Annotated in this window: 14 protein-coding genes and 1 pseudogene; 10 read left to right on the forward strand and 5 right to left on the reverse strand. The window is 46.8% G+C overall.

Annotated features, from left to right (window positions below):
* Nucleotides 1-81 precede the first annotated feature (81 nt).
* Entirely contained in the window at nt 82-1,512 is a 1,431-nt protein-coding gene (gene pyk / locus EJV45_RS07650; protein ID WP_129715086.1) for a pyruvate kinase, read from the reverse strand.
* A 130-nt stretch (nt 1,513-1,642) separates the two neighbouring features.
* Complete coding sequence (locus tag EJV45_RS07655) at nt 1,643-2,062, reverse strand: IPExxxVDY family protein (RefSeq protein ID WP_129715087.1); 420 nt, start codon at nt 2,060-2,062, stop codon at nt 1,643-1,645.
* Between the two features lie 156 nt (nt 2,063-2,218).
* On the opposite strand from EJV45_RS07655, the gene EJV45_RS07660 reads away from it, so the two are divergent.
* The 3 genes from EJV45_RS07660 to rnc all read left to right on the forward strand — a co-directional run bounded on the left by EJV45_RS07660 (nt 2,219) and on the right by rnc (nt 4,552).
* Nucleotides 2,219-2,455 carry an acyl carrier protein gene (locus EJV45_RS07660; protein WP_008508386.1) on the forward strand — a complete coding sequence of 79 codons (237 nt, stop codon included), beginning with the start codon at nt 2,219-2,221 and terminating at the stop codon, nt 2,453-2,455.
* An 18-nt stretch (nt 2,456-2,473) separates the two neighbouring features.
* Nucleotides 2,474-3,727, forward strand: coding sequence for a beta-ketoacyl-ACP synthase II (fabF, locus tag EJV45_RS07665; RefSeq protein WP_129715088.1), 1,254 nt, complete (start codon nt 2,474-2,476; stop codon nt 3,725-3,727).
* A gap of 96 nt (nt 3,728-3,823) precedes the next feature.
* Entirely contained in the window at nt 3,824-4,552 is a 729-nt protein-coding gene (rnc, locus tag EJV45_RS07670) for a ribonuclease III (protein ID WP_129715089.1), read from the forward strand.
* Between the two features lie 20 nt (nt 4,553-4,572).
* On the opposite strand, the gene EJV45_RS07675 is transcribed toward rnc, so the two are convergent.
* The gene (locus tag EJV45_RS07675) at nt 4,573-5,328 is read right to left on the reverse strand and encodes a hypothetical protein (protein WP_129715090.1); all 756 of its coding nucleotides are present in this window, start codon (nt 5,326-5,328) and stop codon (nt 4,573-4,575) included.
* Nucleotides 5,329-5,396: 68 nt separating this feature from the next.
* Here EJV45_RS07675 and EJV45_RS07680 point away from each other — a divergent pair, with 68 nt between their 5' ends.
* The 5 genes and pseudogenes from EJV45_RS07680 to EJV45_RS07700 form a co-directional block, all read left to right on the forward strand.
* On the forward strand, nt 5,397-6,131 hold the full coding sequence (locus EJV45_RS07680) for a 1-acyl-sn-glycerol-3-phosphate acyltransferase (protein WP_129715091.1): 735 nt from the start codon (nt 5,397-5,399) through the stop codon (nt 6,129-6,131).
* A gap of 40 nt (nt 6,132-6,171) precedes the next feature.
* A complete protein-coding gene (locus EJV45_RS07685; protein WP_240755225.1) occupies nt 6,172-7,047 on the forward strand; it encodes a YicC/YloC family endoribonuclease in 876 nt (291 codons plus the stop codon).
* 17 nt (nt 7,048-7,064) lie between these two features.
* The gene (gmk, locus tag EJV45_RS07690) at nt 7,065-7,634 is read left to right on the forward strand and encodes a guanylate kinase (protein WP_129715092.1); all 570 of its coding nucleotides are present in this window, start codon (nt 7,065-7,067) and stop codon (nt 7,632-7,634) included.
* Between the two features lie 13 nt (nt 7,635-7,647).
* The gene (gene nadD / locus EJV45_RS07695) at nt 7,648-8,217 is read left to right on the forward strand and encodes a nicotinate (nicotinamide) nucleotide adenylyltransferase (RefSeq protein ID WP_129715093.1); all 570 of its coding nucleotides are present in this window, start codon (nt 7,648-7,650) and stop codon (nt 8,215-8,217) included.
* Nucleotides 8,218-8,315: 98 nt separating this feature from the next.
* Nucleotides 8,316-8,810: pseudogene (locus EJV45_RS07700) on the forward strand (tRNA-(ms[2]io[6]A)-hydroxylase); the annotation flags it as partial.
* Here EJV45_RS07700 and EJV45_RS07705 read toward each other — a convergent pair.
* A complete protein-coding gene (locus EJV45_RS07705; protein WP_129715094.1) occupies nt 8,807-9,511 on the reverse strand; it encodes an SAM-dependent methyltransferase in 705 nt (234 codons plus the stop codon). The pseudogene EJV45_RS07700 and the gene EJV45_RS07705 overlap by 4 nt on opposite strands.
* A gap of 303 nt (nt 9,512-9,814) precedes the next feature.
* On the opposite strand from EJV45_RS07705, the gene EJV45_RS07710 reads away from it, so the two are divergent.
* The gene (locus tag EJV45_RS07710; protein WP_129715095.1) at nt 9,815-11,182 is read left to right on the forward strand and encodes a DUF6600 domain-containing protein; all 1,368 of its coding nucleotides are present in this window, start codon (nt 9,815-9,817) and stop codon (nt 11,180-11,182) included.
* A 133-nt stretch (nt 11,183-11,315) separates the two neighbouring features.
* Nucleotides 11,316-12,899, forward strand: a complete 1,584-nt coding sequence (locus EJV45_RS07715; protein ID WP_129715096.1) for a peptide chain release factor 3 — start codon at nt 11,316-11,318, stop codon at nt 12,897-12,899.
* Between the two features lie 95 nt (nt 12,900-12,994).
* On the opposite strand, the gene EJV45_RS07720 is transcribed toward EJV45_RS07715, so the two are convergent.
* Complete coding sequence (locus EJV45_RS07720) at nt 12,995-14,257, reverse strand: pyridoxal phosphate-dependent aminotransferase (protein WP_129715097.1); 1,263 nt, start codon at nt 14,255-14,257, stop codon at nt 12,995-12,997.
* Between the last annotated feature and the right edge of the window lie 94 nt (nt 14,258-14,351).

Consider the following 14,351-nt stretch of genomic DNA (forward strand, 5'->3'; position numbering starts at 1 on the left):
GGCAGCCGAAATTATCCACATAGATTATAAAAAAAGCCACTGTCTGTAAAGACAGTGGCCCATATCATATCAAATGTATGCTTAGTCGATCACCGTGATCTTAAGCATGTTTGTTTTGCCTTTTTGCTCCATCGGGATTGCCGCGGTATTGATCACGATATCTCCCTTTTTGATCAGCTTTTGTTCTTTAAGCCATTGGTTAACATCAATAATAGTGTTATCTGTACTTTCAAACTTGTCGTAATAAAAACCGCGAACACCCCATATCAGGCTCAGCGTATTAAGCAGCGACCTGTTTCCTGTGAAGATATAAATAAGCGCTTCCGGACGATGGCTTGAAATCTCAAAGGCAGTGTAGCCGCTCAGTGTCATCGACACAATGCCAACGGCACCCGTTTGTTTTGACAGGAAAGCTGCAGAGTCACAAACCGCGTCGCTTAGGAAACTTGGCGATTTCGGCTTAAGGAATTTATCAGCATGAAACGGATAATTGTTCTGCTCAATATTCTGAATGATCTTCTGCATGGTTTCAATGACGATCAGCGGAAATTCTCCAACCGACGTTTCGCCGCTAAGCATCACCGCGTCTGCACCATCAAGCACAGAGTTCGCCACGTCATTTACTTCTGCGCGGGTAGGCCGTGGGGTAGTGATCATGCTTTCCAGCATCTGGGTCGCAATGATAACCGGTTTAGAAGCCGCCCGACATTTCTGAACAATCATTTTCTGCAGAAGCGGAACCTCTTCCATAGGCATTTCCACGCCAAGGTCGCCCCGGGCCACCATCACGCCGTCTGTAACTTCGATAATCTCGTCAATATTGGCAATCGCCTCCGGTTTTTCGATCTTGGCAATAACGCGGGCACTTTTACCACGCTCAGCAATGATTTTCTTTAATTCAATAATATCTTCTGCTTTCCGCACGAATGACAAACCGATCCACTCTACATCATTCTGCAGAACAAACTCCAGGTTTTCGCGGTCTTCCTTTGTCAGCGAAGGAATAGAAACTTTTGTGTTTGGCAGGTTAACACCCTTACGTGACGTCAGGATACCGCCATGCACGACTTCGCAAACCACTTCATCCTCGAGATTGGTCTCAAGAACACGCATCTGTAACTTACCGTCGTCGAGGAGGATGATCTCATTTTCCTGAACGTCTTTAGGGAAGTTCGGATATGTAATATAGATCCTGTCATCGTCGCCGATACATTCTTTAGTCGTAATAATCGTTTTAGTGCCGTTGATCAGGTTGATCCCGCCATCTTTTACCTGGCCTATTCTGATCTTAGGCCCCTGAAGGTCGGCCAGGATGCCTACGTTATAACCGTGTTTCTGATTAAGGTCCTTGATGGTATCCAGAACAACCTGGTGATCTGCCTGCGAGCCATGAGAAAAATTAAGGCGGCAGACATCCAACCCTGCGTTAAACATACTGTATAAAACATCGGGCTTTTGCGAAGCTGGGCCTAATGTTGCGACAATTTTGGTTCTGGAATGGAAAGGTTTCATGTATTATCTTTTATGTACAAAGCCGCGTTCCGCCCGGGCGGCTGCAGCTGCAATTTAATTACAATGTCTTGTTATTGGGGCGTTTGAGCCCTCCAAATATAGTGTATTTAATACACGATCAAGATAAATTTTATATTACCAAATTTTCCCGCGACTTCAATTTATGCGGGTCGATGCGGGCAGCAACCTGAATATCAGGCAATTTATTGAGACCGGAAAGTACAAATTCCAGGTCTTCTTCGTCTATGAAGTCGCGTATGATCATGAAAAAGTCTACCCGGCTCATTTCGGGCACCAGGAAACCATCCGGATTACGGTTTGCAAGAATATAATACTCCAGTTCCCGGTCTTCTATAAAATAGCAGTACTTGGAAAAGGCGAGCGGAGCTTCGTCGGCATTCAGGTATACCTCATGTTCCTCTACGCGCTCGAGCTCGATACCGAGCTGGTTATTGATCTTATGGCAGAGCACATAATCACGAAGTGGCGCGGTGATGGCGATCAGCGTAAAATCGAGGTCGAGTGTAAGCTTGAGATAAGTCCTGTTCAAAACCGCGGCAGATTTGTGAAGGCGAAATTAAAAAACTAATTCTATATTAGCTCTGTTAATACTGGGCCTCAGTACCGAGAAATAAAAACATTTGAAAATTGTCAGAATTTATTTTTCTTTGCACTGAATTATTTAACCATTAAAAAATTTAAAACTATGTCTGATATTGCTTCAAGAGTTAAGGCTATTATCGTAGAAAAATTAGGTGTTGATGAGAGCGAAGTTACGCCTGAAGCTTCATTCACTAATGACCTGGGCGCCGATTCTTTGGATACGGTAGAGCTCATCATGGAATTCGAAAAGGAATTCAACGTAGCTATTCCTGATGATCAGGCGGAAACGATCGGTACAGTTGGTCAGGCGATCGCTTATTTAGAAAAAAACGTTAAGTAATAACCCTTTCTGTCATAAATGGGACTAAGAAGAGTTGTAGTAACAGGGCTCGGTGCGCTCACTCCAATAGGTAATAACGTTCCTGATTTTTGGAACGCTTTAACTGCTGGCGTGAGCGGAGCTGCTCTTATCCAGGGCTTTAATACGGAGAAGTTCAAAACCAAATTCGCATGCGAGGTTAAAAACTTCAATCCTGAAGAATTCCTTGATCGCAAGGAGGCCCGTAAACTCGACCCGTTTGTGCAATATGCCCTTGTTTCGACTGAAGAGGCGATCAAGGATGCCGGTCTGGATTTCGAGAACCTGGATACCAACCGTATCGGTGTGATCTGGGGCTCGGGAATCGGCGGTTTAAAAACATTTCTTGACGAGGTGGTGAATTTCGCTAAAGGTGATGGAACCCCGCGTTACAATCCGTTTTTTATTCCAAAAATGATCCTGGACATTGCGCCGGGTCATATCTCTATTAAGTATGGCCTTCGCGGGCCAAATTTTTCGACTGTTTCGGCCTGTGCATCTTCTACAAATGCGCTGATCGATTCGATGAATTACATCCGCACCGGTTATGCAGATGTAATCATTAGCGGAGGCTCTGAAGCCATCATCAATGAAGCGGGTATCGGCGGTTTCAATGCCATGCACGCGCTTTCTACACGCAATGATGATCCGGCGACAGCCTCCCGCCCGTTTGATAAAGACCGTGACGGCTTTGTAGCCGGTGAAGGTTCGGGCACAATTATTCTCGAAGAACTCGAGCATGCCAAAGCACGCGGTGCAAAGATCTACGCCGAAATTGTTGGCGGAGGTATGAGCGCCGATGCAAACCATATTACAGCACCTCATCCCGAAGGGCTTGGCGCGCGCCTGGTTATGACCAATGCGCTTCGCGACGCCGGCCTGACCGTTGAAGATATTGATTATATCAACGTTCATGGAACGTCAACGCCCCTGGGCGACATCAGCGAAACTAAAGCCATTGTAGACCTGTTCGGTGAACATGCTTACAAATTAAACATCAGTTCTACGAAGTCTATGACAGGCCACCTGCTCGGAGCAGCCGGTGCCGTAGAGTCGATCGCTTCTATTCTGGCAATCAAAGAAGGTGTCGTTCCTCCAACCATCAACCACTTTACAGATGATCCGCAGATTGATCCCGAACTGAACTTTACGTTCAATCAGGCTCAGAAACGCGAAATCCGGGCTGCATTGAGCAATACCTTTGGTTTCGGCGGTCACAATGCTTCTGTGGTTTTCAAAAAGTTTGAAGAATAGTTTACGCTGATCTTTCCGCGCTGCGATAATTTGCATCCTGGCACGAAATAATATAAATTAGCTTAATTGGTTAAGCTGCTGTTGTTTATTCGCTGAATGCCTATTTTAAAATTCTACAAACTCTACTTTTCGCCGCAAAAAGAATTCGTAAGGAACCTTCGTAACGTTATAGGTTATGTTCCGGGTAATGTCTCTTTGTACCAGATGGCTTTCAGGCACCGGTCTATGGCCAGGGTATTAAAAAACGGCAGCCGCAGCAGCAATGAGCGTCTTGAATTTCTCGGCGATGCCGTTCTGGGCTCGGTTATCGCAGAGCTGCTTTTTAAACACTATCCCTACCGGGAGGAAGGCTTTTTAACCGAAATGCGTTCCAAAATTGTAAACCGTGCAAATCTGAACCAGCTTGCCCGCAAAATGGGCTTTGATAAGTTTATTCAGTTTGACCAGAAATCGGTCAGCATTCAGACCAAACACAATTCGATGCTCGGCGATGCTTTTGAAGCACTCATCGGAGCTATCTATCTTGATCGTGGTTATAACTTTACCCGCGAATTTCTTTTAAACCGCATCGTAAAACCGCACATCGACATCCATACACTTGAACTTACAGAAACGAATTTTAAAAGTAAACTGATTGAATGGTGCCAGCGTCATGGCAAAGATGTGTCTTTCGAACTAACGAACAACGGCGACGGCGAAAGCACAAAATTATTTACCGTACAGGTATTGGTTGAAGGTGAAAGCAAAGGTATAGGGCGCGACTACAACAAGAAGAATGCGGAAAAAATGGCTGCTGAGAAAGCCTGCGAAATGCTGGCAATTTAACCGCCATGACCTCATACCTGTTAGTCAGGTTTCACATCTCCGCGCAGAATCGCATTGATGCTGTCTATAGACAAATTTTCCTCGGGATTTTTCAGATAGCGGTTATAGCTCTCTTTGACATATTTGATGGCATCGTAACTATTCCACTTCCGCACAGTCTGGTAATCCGGGCGATAGTTAAATACAAACGACTGTAGTTCCTTCCCGCGCAGCGGTGTATGTTGTGCCACCAGCCGGCTATTGAAAAGCTGATCTACAAGGATGTTCTGATTTTCAGACGCATAGTATCTTCCGAACCTGCGCGCATTACGCGGCGTACGGCCAAAGGCCTCATAAATTGCTGTTAAAGGCGTAAACAGAAATGAAAGAAAAGGCGGTTTGCCTTCATAAAAAGATCCGTTTCTTTTAAAATCGCGCTTCGTTTCATCAAGACCGGCTTTCCGGTTAAATCCTGTTATGGTTACATCTTCCAGCACATTGACCATCGGAACAAGCTTTACCACCATCGGCGCGGCAGATGATACCGCCAGTCGCTGTTCATTAAATCCGCGCCGGCTAAAGATCAACGTATCTCCGGCCGCGGCACTAATGCTAAACAATCCCAGATCACTGCTTACAACAACGAAGCGGTTGCGCTTATTAGTAACCTCAACCCCGCCAACCCGGTTTTTAGTTCCCCATTCAAGTATAGCGCCTGTTACCTCCCGATTCTGGGCAGATAGCCTTCCGGCAAACAGAAGAGAAAAAGCACAAATGAATAAAAGGAATTTTGGCATCGAATGATCTTCAAAGATATTTGTTAAAATTAGCAATTGTTAGGCGTAAAATCTGTTAAAAAAGGTTAATGAATATCAGAAGATTTCTCGGTTTGATTTTTCTCGTTTACGCCGGACTGATCTTTCTTGTCTTCATGCTGGTTGTGAGTCCTTTTGTTGTGGCATCGGCAGTAGCGGGGCAGAAAAAACTCGCTTTTGCTTTTCTCCGGATCTGGGCTGCGGCATTCTCTTCGCTCACATTTTTCAGATTCGGGCGTAGATTGGCTGTTGAAATCAATCCGGATCAGGCGCACATTTATGTAGGCAACCACAGTTCTTATCTTGATGCTGTAGCCATTGTTCGTTGTCTGCCCCAGGAATTTAGTCCGCTGGGTAAAATAGAAATGACCCGTATACCCGTTTTTGGCTGGATGTACCGGCATATGGTTGTTACGATAGACCGCAGCAGCAAGGAAAGCAGGGAATGTTCGGTTCTACGCTTGCAGGAACGCCTGCGCCAGGGTGAATCTGTGCTTATTTTCCCAGAAGGAACAATGAACCGGGGCCCTGATATCCTGCTTCCCTTCTACGATGGCGCCTTCAGGCTGGCCATTGAGACGGCTACGCCGGTTCTTCCCTTCGCAATCTTGAACAGCAGAAAACTATTGCCGCGTAGCGATGTACTCATGCTCAGGCCAGGCCTTGTAAGCGTTATAATCGGCGAGCCGGTCCCTACAGCTGGGCTTAAGCTGCAGGATCTACCTGAACTGAAACTACGTGCTGAAGAACAGATACGCATGATGCTGCGCACGAAACAAGTTTGACCGCACTGCGCATTGCCCAATGGTTTTTCTATCTTTGCACATGATCAAATCCATGACCGGGTACGGCATCGCAACTGCAGACGCTCCGGAAAGCAGGTACAGTGTCGAAATCAAATCACTGAACAGCAAATTCTTCGAACTCAACCTGAAACTGCCAAAAGCTTATGCGGAAAAAGAACTTGCCGTTCGCAACCTCTGCAGCAAGGAAATTGAACGTGGAAAGGTAAGTGTAACGATTGTCGCGGAAAAGAACAACGCTGAAGCGAAAGGCGCCAAAATAAACACGGCACTCGTTCAGCAATACTTCAGTCAGCTTAAGGCGCTCGATCTTGAACTGGGTGCCGGTAGCCAGGACCTGCTTTCAACAATTCTGAATTTCCCGGAGGTAATCAGTTATAGCGAAGAAACCGTTAGCGAAGAGGAATGGGCTCAGGTTCAGGCTACCTTTGCAGAGGCGCTTCATAATTTTAATGCCTTCCGCAGAACCGAAGGTGCGGTATTGAGTAAAGACCTGAGTCTGCGCATAGGCAATATCCTTTCAAATCTTGCAGAACTTGAGATACTCGAGCCACAACGGATCAAACACATCCGGGAAAAGTTCAGCCGCTTCCTGGAAGACGCGGTTGGCAAGGCCAATATAGATATGAACCGTTTTGAGCAGGAACTGATCTACTATATTGATAAGATAGACATAACAGAAGAAAAGATCAGACTGAACAGTCACTGCGACTATTTTCTTCAAACGCTTGGCAACGCTGACGCAAACGGTAAAAAACTGGGATTTATTTCGCAGGAGATTGGCCGGGAGATCAATACCATGGGAGCAAAGGCCAATGACGCCGGCATGCAGAAACTTGTTGTGGGAATGAAAGAGGAACTTGAGAAAATCAAGGAACAATTGTTAAACGTACTTTAATCGCGCTTGCCTGATTTATGATACAAGGGAAACTTATTATTTTTTCAGCCCCATCGGGTGCCGGCAAAACCACAATTGTACATCACCTGTTGCGGAAATTTCCGGAGATCAGCTTCTCCATCTCAGCTACCACGCGTGAAAGCCGGGGCACGGAGCAACATGAAAAAGATTATTACTTTATCAGCAAGGAAGAATTTCTGCATCGGGTTGCACACCAGGAATTTGTTGAATTTGAGGAAGTATACAACGGCACTTTTTACGGTACCCTGCGTTCAGAAATCGACCGCATCTGGGCAGACGGCAGGCACGTAATTTTTGACATTGACGTAGAAGGCGGCCTGCGGCTGAAGCGGAAGTATGAAGATGACGCGCTGGCAATATTTGTTCAGCCACCTTCGCTGGAGGTTTTGAAGGAACGGTTAAGCGGGCGAGGTACAGACAGTGCAGAGAAACTACAGGAGCGGTTTGCAAAGGCTGAGAAAGAGCTGAAATACGCCGATAAATTTGACGTGATTTTGAAAAACACTGATCTTAATATTGCCTGTGCTGAGGCAGAAGAACTCGTAAAAAAATTTATTTATAATTAGATCGGGGCTTGCCATGACCGGATTATTTTTTGGCTCCTTTAATCCTATCCACATTGGGCACCTCATTATTGCCAATTACATGGCAAGTTATACCAGCCTTGAAGAGGTCTGGTTTGTTGTATCGCCGCTTAACCCTTTAAAAGAGCGGAAAGGCCTGGCAGGAATGTATGACCGGCTGGAGATGGTTAACCTTGCTACCGATCAGGCGCCGGGCATCCGCGTCAGCGATATCGAATTCAAGCTGCCACAGCCCTCGTATACGATTGATACACTTGCATACCTCAAGGAAAGATACCCGGAGAAGACATTTGCACTGATCATGGGATCTGACAACCTCGTGTCTTTGCATAAATGGAAAAATCATGAGGTGCTGCTGCGCGACTATCAGATCTTTGTTTATCCGCGGCCGGGTTTTGATCCAACGGCGTGGAAAAACCATCCGTCGATTGTAATTACCAATACGCCACTCATGGAAATTTCTTCGTCATTTGTGCGGAAATCCATCACCGAAGGGAAAAACATCCGCTTTTTTGTCCCGGATAAGGTAATCGAATTTATGGAGAGTAAAAACATGTACAGATGAAAACCGCCATACTAAACCTGAAATTACCGACCGACCCTTTCTGGGTCAAAAACGTAGTGGAGGGCAACCTGCAGGCATTGTAGAGCGATCATGCATACTGTGAGCAAAAGGCCGCCAGCAATGCGATTACGCTGATTACACTCAATCCTGACCGGACAGAACTGGTGACTGCCATGTCTGCGCTTGCGCAGGAAGAGATGGAGCATTTTCAGCGCGTTCATCAGCACCTGGTAAAGCGTGGTTTTACGCTCGGCTGGGATAAAAAAGACGCCTACGTAAACGAACTGGTAAGATTTATGAAAAAAGGCGGATCGCCTACCGAACAGCTTACCGAGCGCCTGTTATTTGCTGCCATGATCGAAGCCAGAAGCTGCGAACGGTTCAAGGTTCTGGCAGCGCATATTGCAGATGCCGAACTTGCCGGTTTTTACAAGGAATTAATGGCCAGTGAAGCCAATCACTACATGCTGTTTATTCGCCTGGCAAAGCTGTACGCCGCCGGTATAGACATTGACAGGCGCTGGCAAGAGTGGCTGGAATATGAAGGGAAGATAATCAGCAATTACGGCAAAGAGCAAAGCATTCACGGTTAGAAAATCAGGAAGATGGCCGGTTTTTTATGCAGATCGGGGGTATCCTTTTTCCATTGCGACACGGGCTGTGTTTTAATCAACTCATCATGTGCTGTCAGATTACAGGCTATACACAATTGTGTGTCAGGCCGGCAGCTTTTAATGACTTCTTCGAGAAGCTGGTTGTTGCGAAATGGCGTTTCTATAAAGATCTGTGTCTGCCGGTATTTTCGGGCAGAAACCTCGAGGTCGCGCAGCCGTTTTGCACGCTGCTCCTTATCAATTGGAAGATAACCGTGAAAAGAAAAGCTTTGTCCATTAAAACCCGATCCCATCAAAGCGAGGATGATAGAACTGGGGCCTGGCAAAGGTACAATACGAATTCCCTGCTTATGTGCTTCAGCAACGATATCCGCTCCGGGATCAGCAATGCCGGGGCATCCCGCCTCACTCATAAGTCCGACATCTTCTCCGTTATTTAATTCTGCAAAAAATTGTTTGAGTCCGCGGTTTCGCTGGTGTTTACCATAGTCATGAATAACAAGTTCATTTTGGGGCCGTTTTAAACCGGCTTCTTTTAAAAATCGCCTTGCCGTTTTTTCGTTTTCGACAATGTAGCAGCGAAGCTGATTAACCGTTTCGATTATAAAAGGGGTAAATGTCTTTGCTGGTGCATCTTCAGCCAGCGGAACAGGTATCAGGAACAGGGTGCCTTTTTGCATGTGTAATGATAGGAAAAAAAATAAGAATGCCCGGTCAAACGCTGCACAACAACCCTACTCAGCAGACAGGCTTTCTGCCGTATTTTATTCTACAAAATAATAAGTGTAGCAAATATTGCTATGCAATGACCGTTTTAGCGCACAATAAAATATTATTTCTGCGGGCATTTCATGCAATTTTTGATCATCTAAACCGTTTTACTTATATTTAGTTAAGTGTTTGGCTCCTAGGGTTTAAACCATTTGCATATTTTGGTTCTCTAATTGATACACACACAGCGTTAGGTTAAAACACACACACAAATGAAAAGACTGAAATTAGCGGCGATTGTGCCGGGGCTTATGTTGCTCCTTGCCGTTACCACGACTCAAAAAGTCATGGCACAAGACGAAGAGGTTTCGATGCAAACCTTTTATGACGAGTTATCGCCCTATGGCACCTGGATTCAGGATCCGGAGTACGGATATGTATGGCGGCCTGATGTAGATCAGGGCGAGTTCAGGCCGTACTATTCGAATGGTCGTTGGGTAATGACCGATTATGGTAACACCTGGGTTTCAAATTACGATTGGGGTTGGGCACCGTTTCATTATGGTCGCTGGGTTTACAATCGCTATAATACCTGGCTTTGGATACCGGATACAACCTGGGGACCGGCGTGGGTAGATTGGAGAAGCGGTGGCGGATATTACGGCTGGGCTCCGATGGGACCGTCGATAAACATCAATATCAGCATAGGTCGCAGGTACCGTGTTCCTGATTACTGCTGGAATTTCATCCCTCAGCGTCAGATCTATTACAGCTCCTATCCGAGATATTATGCCGGTAGAAACGTAACGATCATCCGTAATACGACGATAATTAATAACACTTATATTAACAACAGGCGCACCTATTATACCGGGCCACGCGCTGATGAGATCAGACGAGCCACGAATCAGGATGTTCGTGTATACAGCGTAAACCGCAGCAGCAGACCTGGCTCTACGAGGATTTCAAACAATACTGTTAATATTTATAACCCAAGGCCGACACGTGGTGTCGACAACCGGAATGCTGCACCAAGAAATGTCGTTGCAGGCAACATCAGCGACGCCCGTCCGGGTCGCGGCAACAGCAGAGGGGCAACAGCTGAACGCCGTACCTGGAGTATGAACCGCGATGGAAACGCTTCAGCAAGCAGACCGTCGAGAGTTGAAGGCAGCCGCGGGGAAGAGCGGACCGAAGGAGCACGTCCATGGTCACTGAACCGTAACCGCAGTAACGAGGGAAACAGCGGTGCAAGACCTGAAAGAATGGAACGTGGCGAATCAGGCAACAGGATTGCTGACCGTATGCAATCTGGAAGCACACTGGAAGGCAGGGGTAATACTGATCGTGCAGAGCGCCCTCAACGTATGCAGGCACCCGAACGCAGAGAAATGCCCCAGCGCATGCAAGCGCCTGAACGCCGCGAAGCTCCGCAGCGCATGGAAGCACCACAGAGGCGTGAAGCACCACAAAGGATGGAAGCACCACAGCGCATGGAAGCACCGCAAAGGCGTGAGGCACCGCAGCGCATGGATGCACCTCAGCGAAGCGAAGGCCGTTCAATGGGCGGCGGCGAGAGCCGGTCGCGTGGCGGAGATAACGGCGGCGGCGGAAGGCCATCCCGCGGAGGAAGAGGATAAACTAAGCACACCATAATCAGGCCGGCAATTGCCGGCCTTTTTTATTACCTTTGCCGGTCGCAAGCTGTTCAGAATGCCCGATTTGGCGTTCATTAATTAAGCGCAGCTCCATCTTTAGTGTGTTATTCGCAACATGGCCAATCCGGAAATAGAAAAAAGAAAAACTTTTGCCATTATCAGTCACCCCGATGCGGGCAAGACGACCCTAACCGAGAAGTTTCTGCTTTTTGGCGGCGCTATCAATACTGCCGGCGCGGTTAAGAGAAACAAAGCCAACCAGAGCAATACTTCGGACTTTATGGAAATCGAAAAGCAACGCGGTATATCTGTTGCAACTTCGGTGATGGGATTTGAATACAGCGGGAAGCGCATCAACATCCTGGATACCCCGGGGCACAAAGATTTTGCCGAGGATACCTATCGAACCTTATCGGCTGTTGACAGCGTAATCCTTGTTGTTGATTGTGTAAAAGGTGTAGAGGAACAAACCGAAAAGCTTATGTCGGTTTGCCGCATGAGAAATACACCGGTTATTATATTCATCAACAAGATGGACCGTGAGGGCAAAGATCCTTTTGATCTGCTCGATGAGATAGAAGAAAAACTTAATATCAGCCTTTGTCCGCTTTCATGGCCAATCGGCCAGGGACATACCTTTAAAGGCGTGTACAGTATTTTTAATAAACATCTTAATCTTTTCCAACCGGATAAAACAAAGGTGACGGAATCTGTTATCCAGGTCGGCGATCTGGGCGATCCTGCGCTGAAAGAACATCTTCGCGATCAGGAGATCAAAACGCTTCAGGACGATCTTGAACTGGTGGAAGGTATTTATGGCAACATTGATCAGAACATGTATGCCGAGGGATTGCTGGCGCCTGTGTTTTTTGGCAGCGCGATTAACAACTTCGGGATCAAAGAATTGCTTGATACATTTATTACGATTGCACCAAGTCCGCGCGACCGGCCTGCCGAAGAACGCGTTGTTGGTGTGGATGAAAAAAATTTCACAGGCTTCGTGTTTAAAATTCACGCAAACCTCGATCCGAAACACAGGGACAGAATTGCCTTTCTTCGCATCTGTTCGGGTAAGTTTGAGCGCAACAGGTTCTATTATCACACCAGACAAGACAAAAAGTTAAAGTTTGCCAACCCAATGGATTTCATGGCAAATGAAAAGAGTATTGTGGACGAGGCATGGCCCGGTGACGTTGTCGGACTTTACGACAGCGGTAACTTCAAGATCGGTGATACGTTAACTGAAGGCGAAAAACTGCAGTTCAAAGGTATTCCAAGCTTTTCACCGTCGATATTCAAAGAGGTTGAAAACATGGACCCGATGCGTACCAAGCAGCTGGAAAAAGGAATTGAACAACTGACCGACGAAGGGGTTGCGCAACTGTTTGTCATGCAGCCAGGAAACCGGAAAGTAATTGGGGCAGTTGGCGAACTTCAGTTTGAGGTGATCAACTTTCGGCTGGAGCACGAGTACGGCGCAAAGTGTCGCTTCAGAACGCTGACTTATAGCCGTTCGAGCTGGGTTACTTCATCTGACCGGAAGAAGCTTGAAGAGTTTTTGAAAAGGAAACAGCAGCACATCGGTGTTGATAAGGAGGGAAACCCGGCCTATCTTGCCGATAACGATTATATGATCAACCTGACCAAACAGGACTATCCCGACATTGAGTTTCACAAAACGAGCGAATTTAAATCGTGATTTCGTAAAACTTTTTGTTTTTTAACTTAAAGTTGGTAACTTTACGAAAGTTACCAACTTTGCAGGACTCGAACTATGCCCATGCCGGGCCGTTGTCAATTCGGGAAACTTAGCTGCCTTAAGGCCGCTTCGATGCGGGGTAACATCTCTTTGATATCATTCAGTGTACACGCCCCGACAGATGCGCGGAACCAGGGCATGTCTGCGCTGTTTCCAAAGGCAGAGAACGGAACAAATGCAGCACGCGCCTCCCGTATCAGGTAAAAATTCACATCGGCGCTTGTCTTGAGGAGCGTTCCATCCGGCGTAGCCGCACCGATATAATCAAGTTTTATCGTTAAGTAGATGGCGCCCATAGGCTCAACAGCATCTACCTTTAGCCCGGCCTGTTTCAGGCTTTTGAACCCCTCAAAAAGGGCATTGAGTGATTCTCTGATCTTTAACTTGAATAGGGACAAAAATGTGTCAACCTGCGCTTCATTGTTATAAAAACTGGCTGCCGCAACCTGCTCAGATTTCGGGGCCCAGGCACCAACATGACCCAATATTGCTTTCATCTTTGACACGACCTCTTCCGGACCGAATGCCCAACCTACCCGTACTCCGGTAGCTGCAAGGCTTTTGGAAATTCCATCAATATAGATTGTATATGGCTTCAGTTCCGGCACCAGCGTAACTGGATCCACATGTTCCCGGCCAAAAGTCAGCAATGAATAAATCTGGTCATAGAGGATATATAGTGGTTTTTCACCAGAACTTCTGGTTTGATTTTCCTCGACCACCAGCTCACAGATTTGCTTCAGTTGTTCTTTTTCGAACATGGTTCCCGTCGGGTTTAATGGTGAACACAGGGCAAGCATGGTCGCGCCCTTTAAATGCGGCCTGATTTGATCGGCAGTAGGCATGAAGTCTGTGTCGGCCGTGGTAACAATGTCAATCCCTTCTGCACCCGAGAGGTGACAGTAATGATTGTTATTCCAGGAAGGTGCCGGATAAATAACCTTATCACCCGGATCTACGAGGGCAAGGTACGTTGCGTAGATGAGGGGTCTGGACCCTCCTGCAATCAGGATCTGTCCCGTCGAATAGTCCAGCTGATAGCGGCTTGCAAGTATCTGCTGTACCGTTTCTCTCAAGGGCAATATACCGTCGGCAGGCGGATAATTGGTTTGATGGTTACGGTATGCGGCAACGACCTCCTGCTCAAGGGCTTCAGGTATCGGATAAATTGCAGGATCAAAGTCTCCGATCGTAAGGTTGGCGATATCTTCACCCTTACGCTTCATATCGTTCACCTCGTTTCCGATCTTAATGATCTCAGACCCGATCAGGGTGCTGGCCAGTGTTGAAACATTCATGCTTTCTGGTTTGAATGCGCCAAAGATACGAAATTGCTCAGCGGCGTGCCGATTTCAATGTCACTCCCCGCAAAATGAGGCCTATAACCGTGGG

It is taken from the genome of Pedobacter sp. SYP-B3415, from assembly GCF_004138205.1.
Taxonomy (GTDB): Bacteria; Bacteroidota; Bacteroidia; order Sphingobacteriales; family Sphingobacteriaceae; genus Pedobacter.

Bases quoted from the DNA above. Each gene is read 5' to 3' on its own strand.
- EJV45_RS07710 (WP_129715095.1), top strand. From the start codon at position 9,815: ATGAAAAGACTGAAATTAGCGGCGATTGTGCCGGGGCTTATGTTGCTC.
- pyk (WP_129715086.1), bottom strand. From the start codon at position 1,512: ATGAAACCTTTCCATTCCAGAACCAAAATTGTCGCAACATTAGGCCCA.
- fabF (WP_129715088.1), top strand. From the start codon at position 2,474: ATGGGACTAAGAAGAGTTGTAGTAACAGGGCTCGGTGCGCTCACTCCA.
- EJV45_RS07675 (WP_129715090.1), bottom strand. From the start codon at position 5,328: ATGCCAAAATTCCTTTTATTCATTTGTGCTTTTTCTCTTCTGTTTGCC.
- EJV45_RS07685 (WP_240755225.1), top strand. From the start codon at position 6,172: ATGATCAAATCCATGACCGGGTACGGCATCGCAACTGCAGACGCTCCG.
- EJV45_RS07705 (WP_129715094.1), bottom strand. From the start codon at position 9,511: ATGCAAAAAGGCACCCTGTTCCTGATACCTGTTCCGCTGGCTGAAGAT.
- nadD (WP_129715093.1), top strand. From the start codon at position 7,648: ATGACCGGATTATTTTTTGGCTCCTTTAATCCTATCCACATTGGGCAC.
- EJV45_RS07680 (WP_129715091.1), top strand. From the start codon at position 5,397: ATGAATATCAGAAGATTTCTCGGTTTGATTTTTCTCGTTTACGCCGGA.
- gmk (WP_129715092.1), top strand. From the start codon at position 7,065: ATGATACAAGGGAAACTTATTATTTTTTCAGCCCCATCGGGTGCCGGC.
- rnc (WP_129715089.1), top strand. From the start codon at position 3,824: ATGCCTATTTTAAAATTCTACAAACTCTACTTTTCGCCGCAAAAAGAA.
- EJV45_RS07715 (WP_129715096.1), top strand. From the start codon at position 11,316: ATGGCCAATCCGGAAATAGAAAAAAGAAAAACTTTTGCCATTATCAGT.
- EJV45_RS07720 (WP_129715097.1), bottom strand. From the start codon at position 14,257: ATGAATGTTTCAACACTGGCCAGCACCCTGATCGGGTCTGAGATCATT.
- EJV45_RS07660 (WP_008508386.1), top strand. From the start codon at position 2,219: ATGTCTGATATTGCTTCAAGAGTTAAGGCTATTATCGTAGAAAAATTA.